This window comes from Cupriavidus pauculus, assembly GCF_003854935.1.
GTDB lineage: Bacteria > Pseudomonadota > Gammaproteobacteria > Burkholderiales > Burkholderiaceae > Cupriavidus > Cupriavidus pauculus_C.
Map to the genome: position 1 here is coordinate 784,395 of NZ_CP033970.1, position 17,887 is coordinate 802,281.

The 17,887-nt window shown below is 65.8% G+C and carries 9 protein-coding genes; 2 read left to right on the forward strand and 7 right to left on the reverse strand.

Translation table 11 applies throughout. From position 1 onward, the window contains the following. Positions 1–19: 19 nt before the first annotated feature. The 6 genes from EHF44_RS21605 to EHF44_RS21630 form a co-directional block, all read right to left on the reverse strand. On the reverse strand, positions 20–1,879 hold the full coding sequence (locus tag EHF44_RS21605; RefSeq protein WP_124685756.1) for a peptide transporter: 1,860 nt from the start codon (positions 1,877–1,879) through the stop codon (positions 20–22). Between the two features lie 37 nt (positions 1,880–1,916). Next, positions 1,917–2,228, reverse strand: a complete 312-nt coding sequence (locus tag EHF44_RS21610) for a hypothetical protein (RefSeq protein WP_124685757.1) — start codon at positions 2,226–2,228, stop codon at positions 1,917–1,919. A gap of 81 nt (positions 2,229–2,309) precedes the next feature. Then, positions 2,310–3,983, reverse strand: coding sequence for a methyltransferase domain-containing protein (locus EHF44_RS21615; protein WP_253700314.1), 1,674 nt, complete (start codon positions 3,981–3,983; stop codon positions 2,310–2,312). A 132-nt stretch (positions 3,984–4,115) separates the two neighbouring features. Then, entirely contained in the window at positions 4,116–5,969 is a 1,854-nt protein-coding gene (locus tag EHF44_RS21620) for a peptide transporter (RefSeq protein WP_124685758.1), read from the reverse strand. A gap of 54 nt (positions 5,970–6,023) precedes the next feature. Continuing rightward, a complete protein-coding gene (locus EHF44_RS21625) occupies positions 6,024–7,727 on the reverse strand; it encodes a ShlB/FhaC/HecB family hemolysin secretion/activation protein (protein ID WP_253700316.1) in 1,704 nt (567 codons plus the stop codon). Between the two features lie 336 nt (positions 7,728–8,063). Then, positions 8,064–13,385 carry a beta strand repeat-containing protein gene (locus EHF44_RS21630; RefSeq protein ID WP_172966152.1) on the reverse strand — a complete coding sequence of 1,774 codons (5,322 nt, stop codon included), beginning with the start codon at positions 13,383–13,385 and terminating at the stop codon, positions 8,064–8,066. Between the two features lie 1,679 nt (positions 13,386–15,064). Here EHF44_RS21630 and EHF44_RS21640 point away from each other — a divergent pair. Next, positions 15,065–15,712: a response regulator transcription factor gene (locus tag EHF44_RS21640; protein WP_253700318.1), complete on the forward strand. Its 648-nt coding sequence runs from the start codon at positions 15,065–15,067 to the stop codon at positions 15,710–15,712. 346 nt (positions 15,713–16,058) lie between these two features. Then, a complete protein-coding gene (locus EHF44_RS21645; RefSeq protein ID WP_124685761.1) occupies positions 16,059–17,135 on the forward strand; it encodes a porin in 1,077 nt (358 codons plus the stop codon). On the opposite strand, the gene EHF44_RS21650 is transcribed toward EHF44_RS21645, so the two are convergent. Next, a complete protein-coding gene (locus EHF44_RS21650) occupies positions 17,126–17,779 on the reverse strand; it encodes a DsbA family oxidoreductase (protein WP_124685762.1) in 654 nt (217 codons plus the stop codon). The genes EHF44_RS21645 and EHF44_RS21650 overlap by 10 nt on opposite strands. Positions 17,780–17,887: the final 108 nt, after the last annotated feature.

Consider the following 17,887-nt stretch of genomic DNA (forward strand, 5'->3'; position numbering starts at 1 on the left):
TACCCTTGGCGCCCAGCGCTCAGGCCGGCGTGGCCGTCCTGAGCTTGTCTTCCCACAGCGCCTGGATGCGCTGGCCAAGGATCTCCGGGCGGCCCTTGAAGATCAGCCGCTCGATGGCCTGCGGGCCCGCCAGCTTGCCCTGCATGACCCGCCGCTCCTCGGCGCGCTCGATCATCCGCACGGCCGCCGCGATGTACTGCTCGGTGGACGTGGTGATCGTCCAGTCCGGAAAGCCGAGCCGGCGGAACATGCCCTCGTCGATATGCTCGTGGACCTCGGCGCCGGTGCGGCACACGCCCACCAGGCCCGACCAGACCGTATCGACGATTCCGTTGGTGTTGCCGAACGGGAACGGGTTCAGGAACATGTCGCAGTCCGCGATGACCGCCATGTAGTCGTCGTAGCTCTGGTGCTTGTGCACGATGGCCGACGGGCCGATGATCCGGCGCACCACGTTGCGGACCTGCGGGAACATCAGCCCCGTGGCCTGCCCCACCAGGAAGTGGAACTCCACCGGCACCTTGGTCGTCCGGGCAATCGCCGCGCAGGCCGCCAGGAACTTGGGATTGAGCTTGATCGTCGTGGCCGCCACGGCGACCTTGACGACTTCGGTCGGCCGCGGCTTCCTTGCCGCGTCCAGGTCCAGCCGCAGCATCGCCGCCGGGGCCCGGTACGGCATGCCGTCCGGCGGCAGCTTGAGCAGCGTCTCGCTGAAGCACGCCTCGTCGCCGACGTAGTCTTCCTCGACCACCACGTAATCCATCGCATGGCCGTGGGTCGTGGCCGGATGGCCCAGCGCCATCAGTTGCAGCGGCGCGACGCGCAGGCTGGCCAGCAGCATCGTGATCGGGAACATGCCGACACTTGGCATGTAGGCCGCCTGGGCCTGGTACTTCTCGCTGGTGGCGCGCACGTGCGCGGCGTTTTCCCAGACGCTGCCGCCCTCCAGCGGCACGAACTCGTCGAACACGGCCTTGCCGGCGTCGTCCACACGATCCTCGTAGCCCATGCCGACCAGATGGAACTTGTCGCGCATGGCCACCATGGTCTGCGAATGGGTGCGGTAGATCGAATGGTTCTCGGAGAACCACTCCAGCACCACCAGGATCACCGGCTTGCCCGACGCCGGCCGGGCCGCCGGGCGCGCCACGTCGGCCACGCCCAGCGACGCCAGCTTGCGCCGGATCAGCGTGTTGATCGGCTTCTTGATGTCGTGCTTGCCCGGCAGGTCGGCGTAGCTGCAGTGCATGTAGACGTCGTGCAGGATGGCCATCGGCAACTGATCGACGCTGTCCACCTCGGCCAGCCGCGGCGGCAGCCAGCGCAGCAGCAGCTCGCGCTTGGCGTGCGCCGACGGGGTGGCCAGGAAGCGCGACGACATGATCGCCAGCGCGAGGCCGGCCGCCAGCACCTTGTCGACGCCCCAGATCACGTCCCAGTCGAGCACGACTTCCGATTCCGGGAAATAGAACAACTGAAACTTCTGCAGCTCCGACGTGCGCAGTTGCAGCGCCGTGCGCGCCTCCTCGTCCGCGCCCAGCGTACGCAGGATGTGGTCGCCATTCCGGAACGGGCTGGCCGCGAACAGGGCCGCCAGCCAGCGCTGGTACTGGAGCAGCACGGCGGCCCCATGGTCCGAGAAGCGGAACGACGGATTGGCGACGAGGCTCGTGATGGCGGACGCCAGCCGCGTGAGCAGGTGGTCGTCCATGATGTCGAGCGCCTCAACCGATTGCGGCCACTCGTCGACGTCCATCAGCAGCCCGTAGTGGCGGTCGATGAGCTCCATCAGGGCCACCAGCTCGCGGCCGGCCTTTTCGTGCTCGCCGAGGTAGCACAGGTACTCGAACTTGTTGATGCTGAATTTTGTGATCGTCATGATCGGCCTCGCAGGAAAAGGATAGGACAGTGGCACGTCAGGCAATCTTCGCGAGCACGAACATGCCCGCCATCGCCCCGCAGGCCAGGCCGATCAACCGGCCCAGCAGCATGTTGTTGAGTTCGTCGTCCAGCACGAACGGATAGCGCTCGCGCCAGTACGTACGCATCAGAATCGGACGCGGCAGGCAAATGCAGGCGGCGATGGTCACGCCAATCAGCAGATGCCAGATGTTCCGCCCTTCGTTCATCTCGGCAACGGGTATGACGGACAGCAGCAGCATCGCCACCACCGTCGTCACGACTGTCAGAAAGATGCCGGCAATCAGCCGGTCGACTGGATGTTTCATGATGGACTCCTTGGTCAATTCACCTGAAGGGTAGAGCCGTCCCTGACCGCATCGAATAGCAATTTCTTTAAACAATTGGCATCAGATTCTGGGTTCGCCGACAGTCACCTGGCGTCTCTGCTTGTCTAGCATCAGACCGAGCAGTTCGCCGTTCATGCGGGCGATTACCTCGGGCACCTCGGCGCCCCAACGCTGGCGGAACAGCCGCATCGACGGATACCAGGGGCTGTCCTCGCCTTCGTAGAACCAGCGCCAGTCCGTGTAGAACGGCAGGAACAGCCACGTCTGCTTGCCCAGCGCGCCGGCCACGTGGGCGACCGAGGTATCCACCGTCACCAGCAGGTCGAGCGCCTGGACCGCCTGCGCCGTCTCGATCATCGTCTGCACGCCGGCGCCGATGTCGTAGAAGTTGGGCAGGCGCCGCGCGTAATCGGCGGCCTCGTCGGCGCCGGGACCCTTCTGCAGGCTGTAGAAGTCCACTTCCTGATGCGCGAACAGCGCGTCCAGCACCGAGAGCGACCGCAGCGAGCGTGCATGGTCGTTCTCGTGATTGGGCGCGCCCTTGAACACCACGCCCACCTTCAGCGCCTCGGGCCGCCCCGGCAGGCTGGCCGCCTCCGGCACGCGCAGGAACGGCACCGTTTGCGGCAGGTTCGACACATCGACCGGCAGGTGGGCCATGATCGCGTGCGGATAGACCCAGAAATCGTGCGGCGCCAGGCTGGACGTGGCGTCCACGCGGACCACGTCGTCCGCCTCGCCCGACGCCTTGAACAGCTCGAAGATCGGTCCCTGGCACACCACGGTCACATGGGCGGCGCCACATTGCTCCCGCAGGACCCGGGCGAACCGCAGGAAGAAGATCTCGTCCCCGAGCCCGAACTCGCTCCAGATGACAATGCGCTTGCCCTCCAGCGGCTGGCCTGTCCAGGCCGGGGTGTTGGCCGGCGGCTGCGCCTTGGTGCGACGCTGCCAGTTGATGCGGGCGTACATCTGCTCGCGCAGCTGGAAGCCCTGGTTCAGGCGCCCGCTCTTGATGTAGTGGAGCATCTGGTAAAGCTGCGGATTCCATTCGCCATGCAGGCGCTTCGTGGCCAGATCCAGCACGTGGTCGATTTCGTCCATCAGGCTCCAGCGCTGCGCCAGCATGATCGAGCGAAGGTAGGCCTGGAACCGGTACGGATAGGTCGCGACGGCCTCGCGGCAGCAGCGCACGCAGTCGTCCGCGTTCTGGGCCGCGTTGGCGCGGCCGAGCAGGTCCTGGATGCCCGGCGCGGCGCGCTTGCGCAGCACCACCTCGATCACGCCCTCGACAAAGCGCCGCGTATCGGCCTCGCCGTTGGCTGGCGCCTCGCCTTCATGGTCCCGCACCAGCGCCATCCGCTCGCACGACGCCACGCGCGAGAACAGCTGGATGGTGTCCAGCAGGTTCTGGGTGGTCGCGTCGTCGTGCGGTGGCTTGTAGATCGTGAAGCGCGCGCCGCCGCCCTGGCCGGACGACTGCGCCTTGGCATTCTTGCCGGGCATCGTCAGCCGGATGGTATTGCGCGGCGTCAGGAAGTCCTCGTCCGGCACGGTGAAGATCACATAGCCGCCGGGCTTTACCAGGTCCAGCCAGCGCGCCAGCGCCTTGTGCGGGTTGGCCAGGGTCTGCAGGCGCAGGCTGGCGTGGACGAAGTCGAGCGACTGTTCGTCGATGCCCGGCACCTCCTGCATGTCCGACGCCGACTTGCGCCAGGGTTTCACGTCCTGCACGCGCGGGAACCAGCCCGCGAACGTGGCCAGGCTCTCGCCCGCCCCCGCAGATATCCAGTCCCCGGCCGGCAAAGTAATGCTGCAGGAAGGCGGGGTCGTGCGAGCGCCGCAGCGCCGATTTGCTGAGTTCATTCATGATCTGTTCGCGTTCTCATTGGCAACCTGTTCCGACCACAGCGCATACATGCGCTCGCCCAGGATCTCCGGGCGGCCCTTGAAGATGTGCGTCTCGATGGCCTCTCGCCCGGCCAGCTTCGCCGCCAGCGCCTCGCGTTCCTCGTGGTTCTCGGCCATGCGGATCACGGCCGCCTTGTACTCGTCCACGGTCTTGGCGATGGTCCATTCCGGGAATCCCAGCCGGCGGAACATGCCCTCGTCGATGTGCTCGTGCACCTCCCGGCCGGTCTTGCAGACGCCGACCAGCCCCGGCCAGACCGTATCGACGATGCCGTTGGTATTGCCGAACGGGAACGGGTTCGCAAACATCTGGCAGCTTGCGATGGTGTCCATGTAGACGCCGTAGCGCTGGTCCCGATGCACCACCGCCTTGTTGCCCATCACGCGCTGGATCATGTTGCGGACCTGCGGATACACCAGCCCGCTGCCCTGCCCCACCAGGAAATGGAACTCCACCGGCACGCGCGCCTCGCGGGCAATCGCGCCGCAGGTCTCGATGAACCCCGGGTTGAGCTTCATGGTCGTGGCCGCCACGGCGATCTTGACGACATCGGACGACCGGGCCGGCGGCTTTGGCGGCCAGGCCAGCAGGTTGGCCGACGGCCGGTAGGGCATGCCATCGGGCGGCAGCACCAGCAGTTGCTCGCTGAAACAGGCCGGATCGCCGACGTAGTCCTGCTCGACCACCACGTAGTCCATCGCCGGGGAATGGGTCGTCGCCGGATGACCCAGCGCCATGATCTGGATCGGCGCGACGCGGAAGGCCGAGACGACCACGGTGACCGCGAACATGCCGACGCTGGGCATGTAGAACATCTGCGCCTGGTACTTCTCGCTGATGTCACGCACATGGGCGGCCGAGTTCCACACACCGTGGTACTGCAACTCGATGAACTCGTCGAACACCGCCCGGCCGGCGTCGTCCACCCGGTCACGGTAGCCCATGCCGACCACGTGGAACTTCCGGCGCATCAGGTCGATGGTCTGCGAATGGGTGCGGTAGATCGAATGGTTCTTCTGGAACGATTCCAGCACCACCAGCAGCACCGGCTTCTTCCCGTCCTTCGGCGCCACGGCCTTGCGCTCGGTGTCATGCACGCCCATCCCCGCCAGCTTGCGGCGCACCAGCGTGCAGAGCGGCTTCTTGATGCTGTGCTTTTCCGGCGTGTCCGCGTAGCTGCAGAACATGTTGACGTCGTGCATGATCACATGCGGCAGCCGGTCGAGGTTTTCCACCTGGTCCAGGCGGCCGGGCAGCCATTCCAGCAGGAACTCGCGTTTCCGGTGCGCGGCGACGGTGCCCTGGAACCGCGGCGAGAGGATCGCCATGGCCAGCCCGCCAGCCGCGCCCTTGTCGAGCTTCCACAGTGCGTCCCAGTCAAGCTTGATTTCCGACTGCGGCAGGTAGAAGAGCTGGAACTTCCACAGGTCGGCCGGGTGGATGTCGAAGCTGTCGCGCGCCGTTTCGTCGATGCCCAGCGCCCGCAGGATGTGGTCGGCATTGCGGAACGGGCTGCTGGCAAAGATGCTCGCCAGCCAGCGCTGGTGCTTGAGCACCGATGCGCTGTCCTGCTCGGACATGTGGAAGTCCGGATTGGTCGCCAGCGCGGTGATCGCCGCGGCCAGCCGCGTCACCATATGCTCGTCGCGGATATTGATGGCCTCCGTCGACTGCTCCCATTCATCGAGGTGGCTGGTCTCGCCATAGCCATCGGCAATCTTCTGCAGCAACTCGCGCAGGCCGTTGAAGGCAATCGCGGGATCACTGCGATAACAGTGATGCTCGAACGTCGTGATATCGAATTTCATAGCCGTCTTTCTCGAAAAGGGGCGCTTGGCGTGTTGTGCTTGCGTTGCGTTGGCCTAGTTCGCCCAGGACACGGATAGCCAGTACTGCACGGGTTTCTTGCCGGGGTCGACCCATGAGGTGGAGGAAAAGCCGTATGCCTTGGATACCGAGGCCGAGAACGTGGCGCCGAACGATGTCAGCCATTCCACGCTCAGGCCGTAGCCGGACAGGATGCGTCGGTTGGTGACACCGGGGATGCCGACGTAGCCGGATTCCCAGCGGCTCCAGGGCTTGTGATTGACCTTGCCGATCGCGAAGTCCGAGAACAGGCCGAACTGGAGCTGATTGCCGGCGACGATCGGCACGCGCTTGTGGACGCCGAGATTGAGGATCACGCCGTCATCGAACGACCCTTCGTCGGCCCGGTAGGCGCGCACGGCGCCGGGGCCGCCCACGCTGAGCTTCTCGCTGGGGTCCAGGTTGGTACTGGCGTACTGGCCGTTCGCGCGCCCGGACAGGAAGAAGTCGCCGCTGGTGTTCAGTGCATAGGTGCCGAAGGCCGACACGCCGAGCTTGCCGTAATGGTCCTTGCGATTGACCGCCGCGTCGGTGGCCGGGGAACTGCTGCGCCGACGGCCGGCCGTCAGGGCCACTTCGCCGCTCCAGATGTTGGTACGCAGTTGCTGCGCCCGGTCGCCATTGTTCCCCTGCAGCGAGAAGCGGAAGGCATCGAGCGTGCTGTGCGAGAACGCATTCTCGAAGTCGACATACGACGTCGACGTGCGGCTGTGCAGGTAGGAGCCGCCGACCCACACGTTGCGGTCGAGCCCGCGCGTGATGGGGTAGCTCAGCCCGAGCTGCGCGGTGTTGGCCACGCCGGCCAGCCGCGTGGAGGCGTTGATCGTGTACTGCTGGCGCGTGAAGCCGCCCGTAAGGCGCAGCCCGTCGTCGAAGATCGGGATGCTGCCGGTCAGCGACCCGGTCCACATGCGTTTCTCGGTGCCGGTCAGCGTCAGCGCGTAGCTTTCGCCCAGCCCGAAGAAGTTGTTGCCGGAGCCGGTCACGCCGAGTCGGGTGAGACCTGTTGCCTCGATACCCTGGTTGTCGATGAAGATGTCGCCGCTCAAGGGCTTGCCGCGCTGCTGCAGGCTGAACAGCACGTCGATGCCGCCCAGCGCGCCACCGGACGAGAACTGCGGCGCCTTGGCAATCGCCACGCCGGGCACGTCCTGCAGGAGCTGCGTGGTGCGTTCCAGCCGCGACGTCTGCAGTACGCAGACGCGGTCGAGCGTGTCGGCACCACAGAGTGCCTTCGTGATGAGCCGATAGAGCCGGGCATCCTTCACGCGCGACTTGTTGTCGATCTTGACTTCATGAATGCGGCCAGGAAAGGCCGTGAATTTCAGCGGCGCGCCTTGCCGGCTCGCCTGCCAGTCTGGCTCGGTCACGAGGACCTGGCCGACGGGATAGCCGCCCTGGCGCAACGCATTGGTGAGGCTGTCCGACCATTGCCCGACGGCTTCGAGGGTCGTCGGCGTGTCGCCCAGCGTGGCGGAAGCCTTGCGAAGAACGCCGACGATGTCGTCGTGTGCGCGGCTGCCCGCCGGGACGACGTCAAAGGCGACGTTGGCGGCGGCAATGCCAGTCTGCGTGATGGGTGGTGTTTCCGACTGCGCCTGCACAGGCGCGACGGCGATTAGCAGCGTGGTGCACAGGCAGCGCATGAGCATGCGCGTACGGCTGGCATGCTGCCGGAGCATGGTTTCGATGGTTTTCAAGATTTTCCAGAACCGGTCGAGACATCTTGCATGTCCGATTCTGCTCAGAGAGCGTTCATGCAAGTCAGCGTAACGGCGCAGCGGCCACTGGCTAATAGCCGTTTTACGAAATCTCGACGTGGACCCGAGCGTTAGGCGCATACCCAGCATCTCCCACCCCATGCATGTGAGCGGAGTGTGGCAGGGAATGTGCGCGTTCGAAATGAAAATGGTCCGAATCAGTTTCCGCATCGACAGCATCGGAAACTGATCGGAACCGCTGGTTCTTGTTGAATGATTGGACCCATGGCGGGCGCCAATATGCCGGCGCCTTTCGACGCCGGCACATGGCTATCGTCAGCCGCCGATACCGCCTGCCGTACCCGGCGTAGCCGAGACGGTGGAGCTGGTGCTTGCTGCTGGCGCAGCGTCACTCTTCAACCAGCCGTGGCTCTTCACGACGTAGCGCTTGCCATTCGGCGCGCCGGCCTCGGTGTAGAAGAACTCGCGTGTCTCCATGTTCACCGCCAGATCGGCCTTGGTCTTGGTGACGGGGTCCTCGTAGACGAAGTGCTTCGTCCCGTTGGCGCCGTCCCGCAACGTCAGCGTGCGCTCGACAGTCCCGGTCTTGGTCTTCACCTGGACCGTGGCCGTCGTGCCCTTCACCTGGACGGTGGCACCCGACATCAGCGCACCTTCCCACGCCTTGTCCTCATCGGACTCGACCGTCAGCGGCACCGGGGCATCGAGGTACCAGCTTGCGTCGGCCAGGTCGTCGATCACGTAGGCAAGGATACCGCCCGCGCCAACCGCGCCCATGATTGCACCGGCCGTGGCACCCGAGTTGGAGCCACCCGAGCCCGAACCACCGGAGCCGTCCGAACCACCGTCAGGCGTCTTGTCGCCGCCGTCGGAGCCGTTGCCACCGTTCGAGCCGTTACCGCCGTCGGAGCCGTTACCGCCGTCGGAGCCGTTGCCGTTGCCGTCGGGGCCGTTGCCGTTGCCGTCAGGGCCATTGCCGTTCCCATCGGGGCCGTTGCCATTGCCGTCCGGGCCGTTGCCGTTACCGTCGGGGCCGTTGCCATTGCCGTCGGGACCGTTGCCATTGCCGTCGGGACCGTTGCCATTGCCGTCGGGACCGTTACCGTTCCCATCGGGGCCATTGCCGTTCCCGTCCGGGCCATTGCCGTTTCCGTCGGGGCCGTTGCCGTTACCGTCCGGGCCGTTGCCGTTACCGTCGGGGCCGTTGCCATTGCCGTCGGGGCCGTTGCCATTGCCGTCGGGACCGTTACCGTTCCCATCGGGGCCATTGCCGTTCCCGTCCGGGCCATTGCCGTTTCCGTCGGGGCCGTTGCCGTTACCGTCCGGGCCGTTGCCATTGCCATCGGGGCCGTTGCCATTGCCGTCGGGGCCGTTACCGTTCCCATCGGGGCCATTGCCGTTCCCATCGGGGCCATTGCCGTTCCCGTCGGGACCGTTGCCATTGCCGTCGGGACCGTTTCCGTTCCCGTCGGGGCCATTGCCATTGCCGTCGGGGCCGTTGCCGTTCCCGTCGGGGCCGTTGCCGTTCCCGTCGGGGCCGTTGCCGTTCCCATCGGGGCCATTGCCGTTCCCGTCGGGACCGTTGCCATTGCCGTCGGGACCGTTTCCGTTCCCGTCGGGGCCATTGCCATTGCCATCGGGGCCGTTGCCATTGCCGTCGGGGCCGTTGCCGTTCCCGTCGGGGCCGTTGCCGTTCCCATCGGGGCCGTTACCGTTGCCATCGGGGCCGTTGCCATTGCCGTCCGGGCCGTTACCGTTCCCGTCGGGGCCGTTGCCGTTACCGTCGGGGCCGTTACCGTTCCCATCGGGGCCATTGCCGTTGCCATCGGGGCCGTTGCCATTGCCGTCGGGGCCATTGCCGTTCCCATCCGGGCCGTTGCCGTTACCGTCGGGACCGTTGCCATTGCCATCCGGGCCATTGCCGTTACCGTCGGGGCCGTTGCCGTTCCCGTCCGGGCCATTGCCGTTGCCGTCGGGACCGTTGCCGTTCCCATCGGGGCCGTTGCCGTTCCCGTCCGGGCCATTGCCGTTCCCATCGGGACCGTTGCCGTTGCCGTCGGGGCCGTTACCGTTCCCATCGGGGCCGTTGCCGTTACCGTCCGGGCCGTTGCCGTTGCCGTCGGGGCCGTTACCGTTCCCATCGGGGCCGTTGCCGTTGCCATCGGGGCCGTTGCCGTTCCCGTCCGGGCCGTTACCGTTGCCGTCCGGGCCGTTGCCGTTCCCATCGGGGCCGTTGCCGTTCCCGTCCGGGCCGTTGCCATTGCCGTCCGGGCCGTTGCCGTTGCCGTCGGGGCCATTGCCGTTCCCATCGGGGCCGTTGCCATTGCCGTCGGGGCCGTTACCGTTCCCGTCGGGACCGTTGCCATTGCCATCCGGGCCGTTGCCGTTCCCATCGGGGCCGTTGCCGTTACCGTCCGGGCCGTTGCCGTTCCCATCGGGGCCGTTGCCGTTACCGTCCGGGCCATTGCCGTTCCCGTCGGGACCGTTGCCATTGCCATCCGGGCCATTGCCGTTCCCATCGGGGCCGTTGCCATTGCCGTCCGGGCCGTTGCCGTTCCCGTCGGGACCGTTGCCATTGCCATCGGGACCGTTGCCGTTCCCGTCGGGACCGTTGCCATTGCCGTCCGGGCCATTGCCGTTCCCATCGGGGCCGTTGCCGTTGCCGTCTGGGCCGTTGCCATTGCCGTCGGGACCGTTACCGTTGCCGTCCGGGCCATTGCCGTTGCCGTCGGGACCGTTGCCGTTCCCGTCAGGGCCGTTGCCATTGCCGTCCGGGCCGTTGCCGTTACCATCCGGGCCGTTGCCGTTGCCGTCGGGACCGTTACCGTTACCGTCGGGGCCATTGCCGTTACCGTCGGGGCCGTTGCCATTGCCGTCTGGGCCGTTGCCGTTGCCGTCCGGGCCGTTACCGTTCCCGTCGGGGCCGTTGCCGTTACCGTCCGGGCCATTGCCGTTACCGTCCGGGCCATTGCCGTTACCGTCGGGACCGTTGCCGTTACCGTCGGGGCCGTTGCCGTTGCCGTCAGGACCGTTGCCATTGCCATCCGGGCCGTTGCCATTGCCGTCGGGGCCGTTACCGTTGCCGTCGGGGCCGTTGCCGTTCCCATCGGGGCCGTTGCCGTTCCCATCGGGGCCGTTGCCATTGCCGTCCGGGCCGTTACCGTTCCCGTCGGGGCCGTTGCCGTTACCGTCCGGGCCATTGCCGTTGCCGTCGGGACCGTTGCCGTTACCGTCGGGGCCGTTACCGTTGCCGTCCGGGCCATTGCCGTTGCCGTCGGGACCGTTGCCGTTACCGTCGGGGCCGTTACCGTTGCCGTCCGGGCCATTGCCGTTGCCGTCCGGGCCATTGCCGTTGCCGTCGGGGCCGTTACCGTTCCCGTCGGGGCCATTGCCGTTCCCATCGGGGCCGTTGCCGTTGCCATCGGGGCCATTGCCGTTCCCATCGGGACCGTTGCCGTTGCCGTCGGGGCCATTGCCATTGCCGTCGGGGCCGTTACCGTTCCCGTCGGGGCCATTGCCGTTCCCGTCGGGACCGTTGCCATTGCCGTCAGGGCCGTTACCGTTGCCATCGGGACCGTTGCCATTGCCGTCCGGGCCATTGCCGTTACCGTCAGTCCCGTTGCCATTGCCATCGGTAGGCGCGACGCGATCGCCGGTCAGGATGTGGATGGCACCGTTTCCGTTTACCCGCATGCGGCCTTCTAGCGCGTGGTCGCGGCCGTCGGGGGCGGCGCCCGTCAGGACGGCAGTACCGTTGCCGTTCACGGTAATGTTGCTGGTGGTGCCCACGCGCACGCCGATGCCCGCGTCACCGCCACCGCTGGAGGTGCCGGTAGCGTTCATGTAGGCGTTGTCGGTGATGTTGACGCCACCCTGGAAATGGACCCCTTCACGGTACCGCGAATCGCCAGTGATGTCGGTCTTCACGTTTCCAGAGAGATTCAGGCTGGAGTTGGATGCGAAGCGCACGCCGGCTGAGGTGGCGGTGTTGGCGCGCGACGTGCCCGAAACGTTGATTCGAGCATCGTCAGTGGCGTTGATGACGGTTTGGATCAGTACGCCGTCCTGGGTATCCGACTGGCCGGTCATGTCGACGGTCGCGTTTCCCGACATATTCAACGTACCTTGCCAACGTACACCGGCGGCCTTGGGTCCGTCGCCGTTGACTGTCAGCTTGCTGTCTCCGGACATGGATCCTTGGCCAAGGATACCCACGCCGGCCCATTCGGGATTCGATCCGTTACCGCTGCCGCTGAGATTCAGCGTGGCATTGTTCTGCAGGTTATACCGAAGTGTGTCGAAGAATATGCCTGGCTCGTTGTTCGATGTACCGTTGAGATTCACCGCACCGTTGTCCGAGATATTGATAGACGTCGCACCGCAGGCTCGAATACCATCCGCGTAGTTGCCTACGCCGGTAATGTTGACGACCCCGTTGCCCGAGACCGAGATGCTGCTGGTCGCGTAATTGCCACCCAGGATCGTCACGCCTTGCGAGTCGATTCCTGAGCCCGTGGAGTGGCCTTCGATATCCAGCGAGGCGTTGTTGTTGACTGTAATCTTGAGCGTGTTGAGACGGATGCCCGAGTACAAACGGCCCGTCGTGTTGCCAATCAAGCTGACGGCGGCATCATCATTGAGGGTAAGAACGCCGCGGTGCATGATGCCGTCGTAGCCGCCACCTTCCCCATGGATGACCAGTTGTGATCCTCCGGAGATCGTAAGGTTGGATCCGTTGTCAATATAGACGCCGGTCTGCGAGCGGGAACTGCCATAGATGGAAAGGCTGCCACCCACCTGCGTCAGGGCGGTGTTCATATACACGCCAGTGCTGCCGGCGCTAAAGCCGGTAATGGTGCCGCCGCCGATATTTGCCAGGGTGCCGCTTATGTTGATGGCATGGCCGCTTGAGGCGCTTGTCGTGTCCCCGTACGCCGTTAACCGTCCGCCATTCAAGTCGATGGTTCTGCCGCTTGCTTGGAAAACGGTGCCATATCCGCCGCCCATCCCCGAGGTCAGATTCAGATTCAGCGCATCGGAGGTGGACGTGATATTGCCGTTGAGGGTAATCGATCTGTTTGCCACCAGCGTGAGATTCGCCGCGCCGCCGCCGGTCTTTGTAATGTCGGCACCGGTGTTCTGCACGATGTTCCCGGTCGCCGTACCTGAGCTGCCCGTGGTGATCGTGACGTCGGTGCCTGCGTTCAGGGCGTCGTTGATGGACGTGTTGCGAACCGTGGCGGTGCTGCCCGTGGGCGTGAAGCCACCCGAGACGCTACCGCTGTAGCCAGCATCGTTACCTGTGCCGATGGTGATGTTGGTCGGATCGATCAACCATTCGCCAGACTTGCCGTTCGGCGCTGAGGCAGTGATCGTGCCCTGGACGTTGAGGTCGTGGGCTGACGTCTCCACGAACCCGCCATCGCCATGCCGTGCACCCGCATCGACCCGCGCGTTGACACCCACCTGCGTGAAGTTGGCAAAACCAGCACCGTCCTGCAGCAGCTTGCGTGCTTCGGTGCCTTCCAGCTTGCCGAGCGAGTCACCACCAAGGATGACCTTGCCGCCAGCCGAGTCGCCCGAAGCGTCGATCGAAGCGCTGTCGAACAGGCCGACGCGGTCGCCGGCCAGTACCACCGTGCCGCCTGGCCGCCGTTGCGGTTGGAGGCGTCGATGCGGCCGGTCATGACCACGTCACCGGTCTTGCCAGCATCGGCCACGACCGTGCCGGCGCGGACCACGCCGGACAGGTTCACCACCGTATTGAGCAGCGTGTCCTTGCCGCGCGCGGTAATGAGGACCGTGCCGTCTTGTGCATGGATGTTGCCGCTGTTTTCCGCCAGCGCGTTGGCGGTGGCGTCGTTGAGGACGAGGGAAATGCCCTGGCCGTTGTGCAGGGCCACCGTGGCGCTATCGCCAGCGGCCAGCAGGACTTGGCCGCCCGGGCCGGTCTTGATGTCGCCCGCGTTGCGGACCTGGTCGCCCATGAAGGTCACATAGCCTTGGGCGTTGATCGAACCTTCGTTGATGATGCCGGCCTGCGTGCCGGTGGCACTCAGTGCCAGCGGGCTGCCGGCCATGAAGGCGTTGGAGTCGATGGACTTGGTGGTGGCCAGCAGCGAGCCGACGTTCACCACTGCGCCTCGGCCGAACAGCACGCCGTTGGCGTTCTGGATCAGCACCTGCCCGTTGGCGAGCAGCGAGCCGTGGATATTGGAGGGGAGGCCACCCGTGACCCGGTTCAGCGCCTGGGCCTGTGCGTTGGGCTGGTTGAACTGGACCGTATTGCCTTGGCCGATGCTGAAGCTGTTCCAGTCGATGACAGCGCGCTGGCTGCCCTGATTGATGGTCATCGTCGAGCCATTGGGCTGCGAGATGGTGGCCTGGCCGGCCACGACGTTGCCCTGGGTCGGGAGTCCTTGGGCACGGGCTTCGTCCATGTCCCAGGCAAACAGGGCGAGGGCGATGGCCGTCATCGCCGATACCACGCCCAGTTGGGGCGATGCCTCCGCAGCGGCGCCTTCACCAGGCGCCTTGCCGCGGCTCTTCACATTTTCCGCAACGGCCACAAGCATGCCGAGATGCTTGCTGAATACGCGGCGATACCGATTCTTGTTCATGACTGCTTGCTCTCTATTTCTCAGAACCCTGCTGCATCTGGCAGCGACCCAACTCGCAGGCGTTGCCCGCCTGCAGAGGCGGCGGTAAGGCCTGGTGTCTCGTTCTGGAAGCGGAGGCCGTCGGTGCCGGAAGGGCAGGACGGACGAGTTCCGCTACTCCACGCACCGAATCGTATGAGCGCGTGGAGCGAGCAAAAATCGTAAAAACTCTAAAGATGGGGATCTGAGAGAAAATCAGACGGCGGCGAATGGGTCGCCTGATTTGAATGCGGGAAATAAAATAGTAATTCGACTAAAACGTGGGACAGGTCCTCAAGAAACGCCCAGATCGGCCCGACATCGGCCGTCCGCCAGGGCAGCGCGAATTGCGACCTTGCGCGTCACATCTGAAAAAGAAAATAGAAAAGTTTCCATCCCGCAAAAGATGACGAGTCCTTAGGCTTCGTCTGGACCGCGTGGCGTCCAGCCGGATCGCCAATCAGAATCTGCCTACGCCTTCCTGATGCTTGCGGTATCGGCCGGGCGGCCCCGCCCGCCGCGGCGCCATCGCCGGTCCTACGCCAGACTCCCTTCCGCTGCCTTGCCGCAGCAGACCCACCGCATGCCAAGCGTGCCGATCCCCAATGGCCTGGCGATTCGCCAGCGATGCTTTCCATGCGGCCGCCGCCCTCATCCGAAAACTCTGGGAAACGCACTATGCCCACCATACGCGTCATGCTCGCGGACGATCACCCATTCATCGTGTTCGGCGTGCGGGAGATATTAAGCCGGCAACTGGGCTTCAGCGTGGTCGCCGAGGCGGCCAATCCGCCGGGATTGATGGATAACCTGTCCCGCATCGAGTGCGACGTGGTGATTACCGATTTCTCGATGCCGGGCAGCGGCGTGCCCGACGGGCTGGTCCTGCTGAACGCCATCCGCGCCAAGTTTCCGGCGGTGCGGATCGTGGTGCTGACGATGCTGGACAACCCCGGGCTGTTGCTCAGCATGCGCCGGGCCGGCGCGCTGGCCTTGCTGAACAAGCGCGACGACATGCGCGAGCTGCCCGCCGCCGTGATTGCCGCCTTCCAGGGGCGCGAGCATCTGGGCGCGACGATGCGGCGGGCCATCACCCGGCCCGGCCCCGGCACGTCGCAGAACGGGTCGCTGGACACGCTGAGCCCGCGCGAGATGGAAGTGCTGCGGCTCTATGTCGGCGGCATGACCACGTCGGAAGTGGCCCGGCACCTGAACCGCAGCATCAATACGGTCAGCACGCAGAAGCACAGCGCCATGCGCAAGCTGGGGGTCAAGAACGACGCCGAGCTGTTCGACTATGCGTCCGAGCACGGGCTGCGGGCGTAGCGGATGCGGTAAACTACCGGCCTTCCGCCGCACCGTGCGTGCCGGTGCTGCCTTTTCAGGCACCCGGACCTGCGCCGATGTCGAAGCAGGTGACGGCGGCGCATCATCACCGGGCCCCCGCGCCCGCGCCCCCCTGGCTTGCCTGTGCCCGCTCACAGCATTCGCCGATTCGCTTCGACCCTCGATCCGGGCGCCGTGCCAACTGGCCGGCGCATTCGCCGGATAACGCCCTGCGTCCTTCTTGCCGAAGGACTTCCGCGCAGGACTGGAACCCCTCAGGTACTTGCCTGAACCGACCCTTCCGGCGCCCCGCGCCGGATGCGATCCGTATTCCGGAGGACAACTCGTGAAGACCCCAGCCAGCCTTTGGCTGCTAGCGGCCGGGCTGCTGCCCTGCGCCGCGTACGCCGGCTCCGGCGTGACGCTCTATGGCCTCGTCGACTCGGCGGTGCGCTATACGTCCAATATCGATGGCCGCCACCATTCGCAGGTGGGCGTGCTGTCCAGCGGCATGGCCGCCAGCCGCTTCGGCCTGAAGGGCGACGAAGACCTGGGCGGCGGCATCCATGCCATCTTCCAGCTGGAGGCCGGCTTCGGCAGCGATACCGGCAAGATGAACTACGACGCACTGTTCGGACGCCAGGCCTGGGTGGGCCTGAGCGGACACTGGGGCAGCCTGACCTTTGGCCGCCAGTACAACGCGCTGAACAACATCGCCTGGGAATTCGACCCGCTGGCCAAGGGCTGGGGGCTGTTCTGGTCCGACCCGCTCTACATCGGCGGCGACATCTTCTTCCAGGACTACCGGATCAACAACAGCGTGGTCTACCAGAAGCAGGTGGGCCCGTTCTCTGTCCAGCTCGACTATGGCGCGGGCGAGCAGCCCGGCACGCTGGCGCGCGGCACCACGCTGGGCGGCGGGGTGAAGTACCAGCAGGGCGCGCTAGCGCTGGGCGTGGCGTACGACCAGCGCCGCAGCGACGACGGCGCCAACACCGTGCGCAACTACTCGGTGGGCGGCTCGTATGCGATGGGCAAGGCCACCGCCTATGCCGGCCACCTGGGGCGGCGCGAATCGGGCCAGGACGCGCGCTTCAACATCTCGTACGTGGGCCTGGGCTACCAGCTCACGCAGGCGCTGCACCTGTCAGGCGCCTACTACCGCTATCGCCAGTCAGGCAACGTCACCACGCAATTCCTGGATGTACCGGTACACCTGGGCGCCGGCAATGCCGACAGCGTCGCGCTGGTGGCCGACTACGCGCTCTCCAAGCGCACGAGCGTGTACCTGGAGTCAGACGTGGTGGTGGCGCGCGGCGGCACGGTGGGCCGCGAGACCGAGTACTGGGCAGGCACGCCGGTCACCGATGTCAGCCGCAGCACGCGCGTGGGCGTGATGGTCGGCATGCGGCATCAGTTCTGACCCTGCGCCTCGCGGGCAATCTCGCGGATGGCCTGCTCGAACGCCTCCACCGGCTGGCCGCCGGTGACGAGGTAGCGGTTGTTGAAGATCACGGACGGCACCGACTGGATGCCCATGCCCTGGTACTCACGCTGCTCGGCCCGCACTTCGTCGGCGTAGGCGTCGGACTCCAGGATGCGGCGCGCCTCGGCGGCGTCCAGCCCCACGGACGCGGCGGCCTCCCGCAGCACGTCGTGGCTGCTGGGGTCCTTGCCGTCGCCGTGGTACGCCTGCAGCAGCGCCTGCTTCAGCGGGAGCTGCCGGCCCTGCGTGGCGGCCCATTGCAGCAGCCGGTGTGCGTCGAACGTGTTGTAGACAAAGTCGCGCGGGCCGAAGTTGAACCCGACGCTGGCGCCGCGCTCGCGGATCATGGCCTGCGTCTCGGCAATCTGGGCCGGCGTGCGGCCGTACTTCTTGCCCAGGTAGTCGACGATGGCCTCGCCCTGCGGGCCCATCTGCGGGTTCAGCTCGAACGGGTGCATGACCACCTGGGCGTCCACCACGTCGCGGGTGCGCTCCAGCGCCTGCATCAGCGACGCCAGGCCGATGGCGCACCATGGGCAGGCGATATCCGAGACAAAGTCGATCCTGAGTGACTGGGGCATGGCATGGTCCGGGCGGCGCCGGCTTTCAGAACGGGGACGCGACAGCTTAGTCCGAATTGCCAATGCGTGCAGGCGCCCACCCGATCACCCCTCGCCCTATACTGGTTC

Bases quoted from the DNA above. Each gene is read 5' to 3' on its own strand.
- EHF44_RS21610 (WP_124685757.1), bottom strand. From the start codon at position 2,228: ATGAAACATCCAGTCGACCGGCTGATTGCCGGCATCTTTCTGACAGTC.
- EHF44_RS21650 (WP_124685762.1), bottom strand. From the start codon at position 17,779: ATGCCCCAGTCACTCAGGATCGACTTTGTCTCGGATATCGCCTGCCCA.
- EHF44_RS21605 (WP_124685756.1), bottom strand. From the start codon at position 1,879: ATGACGATCACAAAATTCAGCATCAACAAGTTCGAGTACCTGTGCTAC.
- EHF44_RS21620 (WP_124685758.1), bottom strand. From the start codon at position 5,969: ATGAAATTCGATATCACGACGTTCGAGCATCACTGTTATCGCAGTGAT.
- EHF44_RS21640 (WP_253700318.1), top strand. From the start codon at position 15,065: ATGCCCACCATACGCGTCATGCTCGCGGACGATCACCCATTCATCGTG.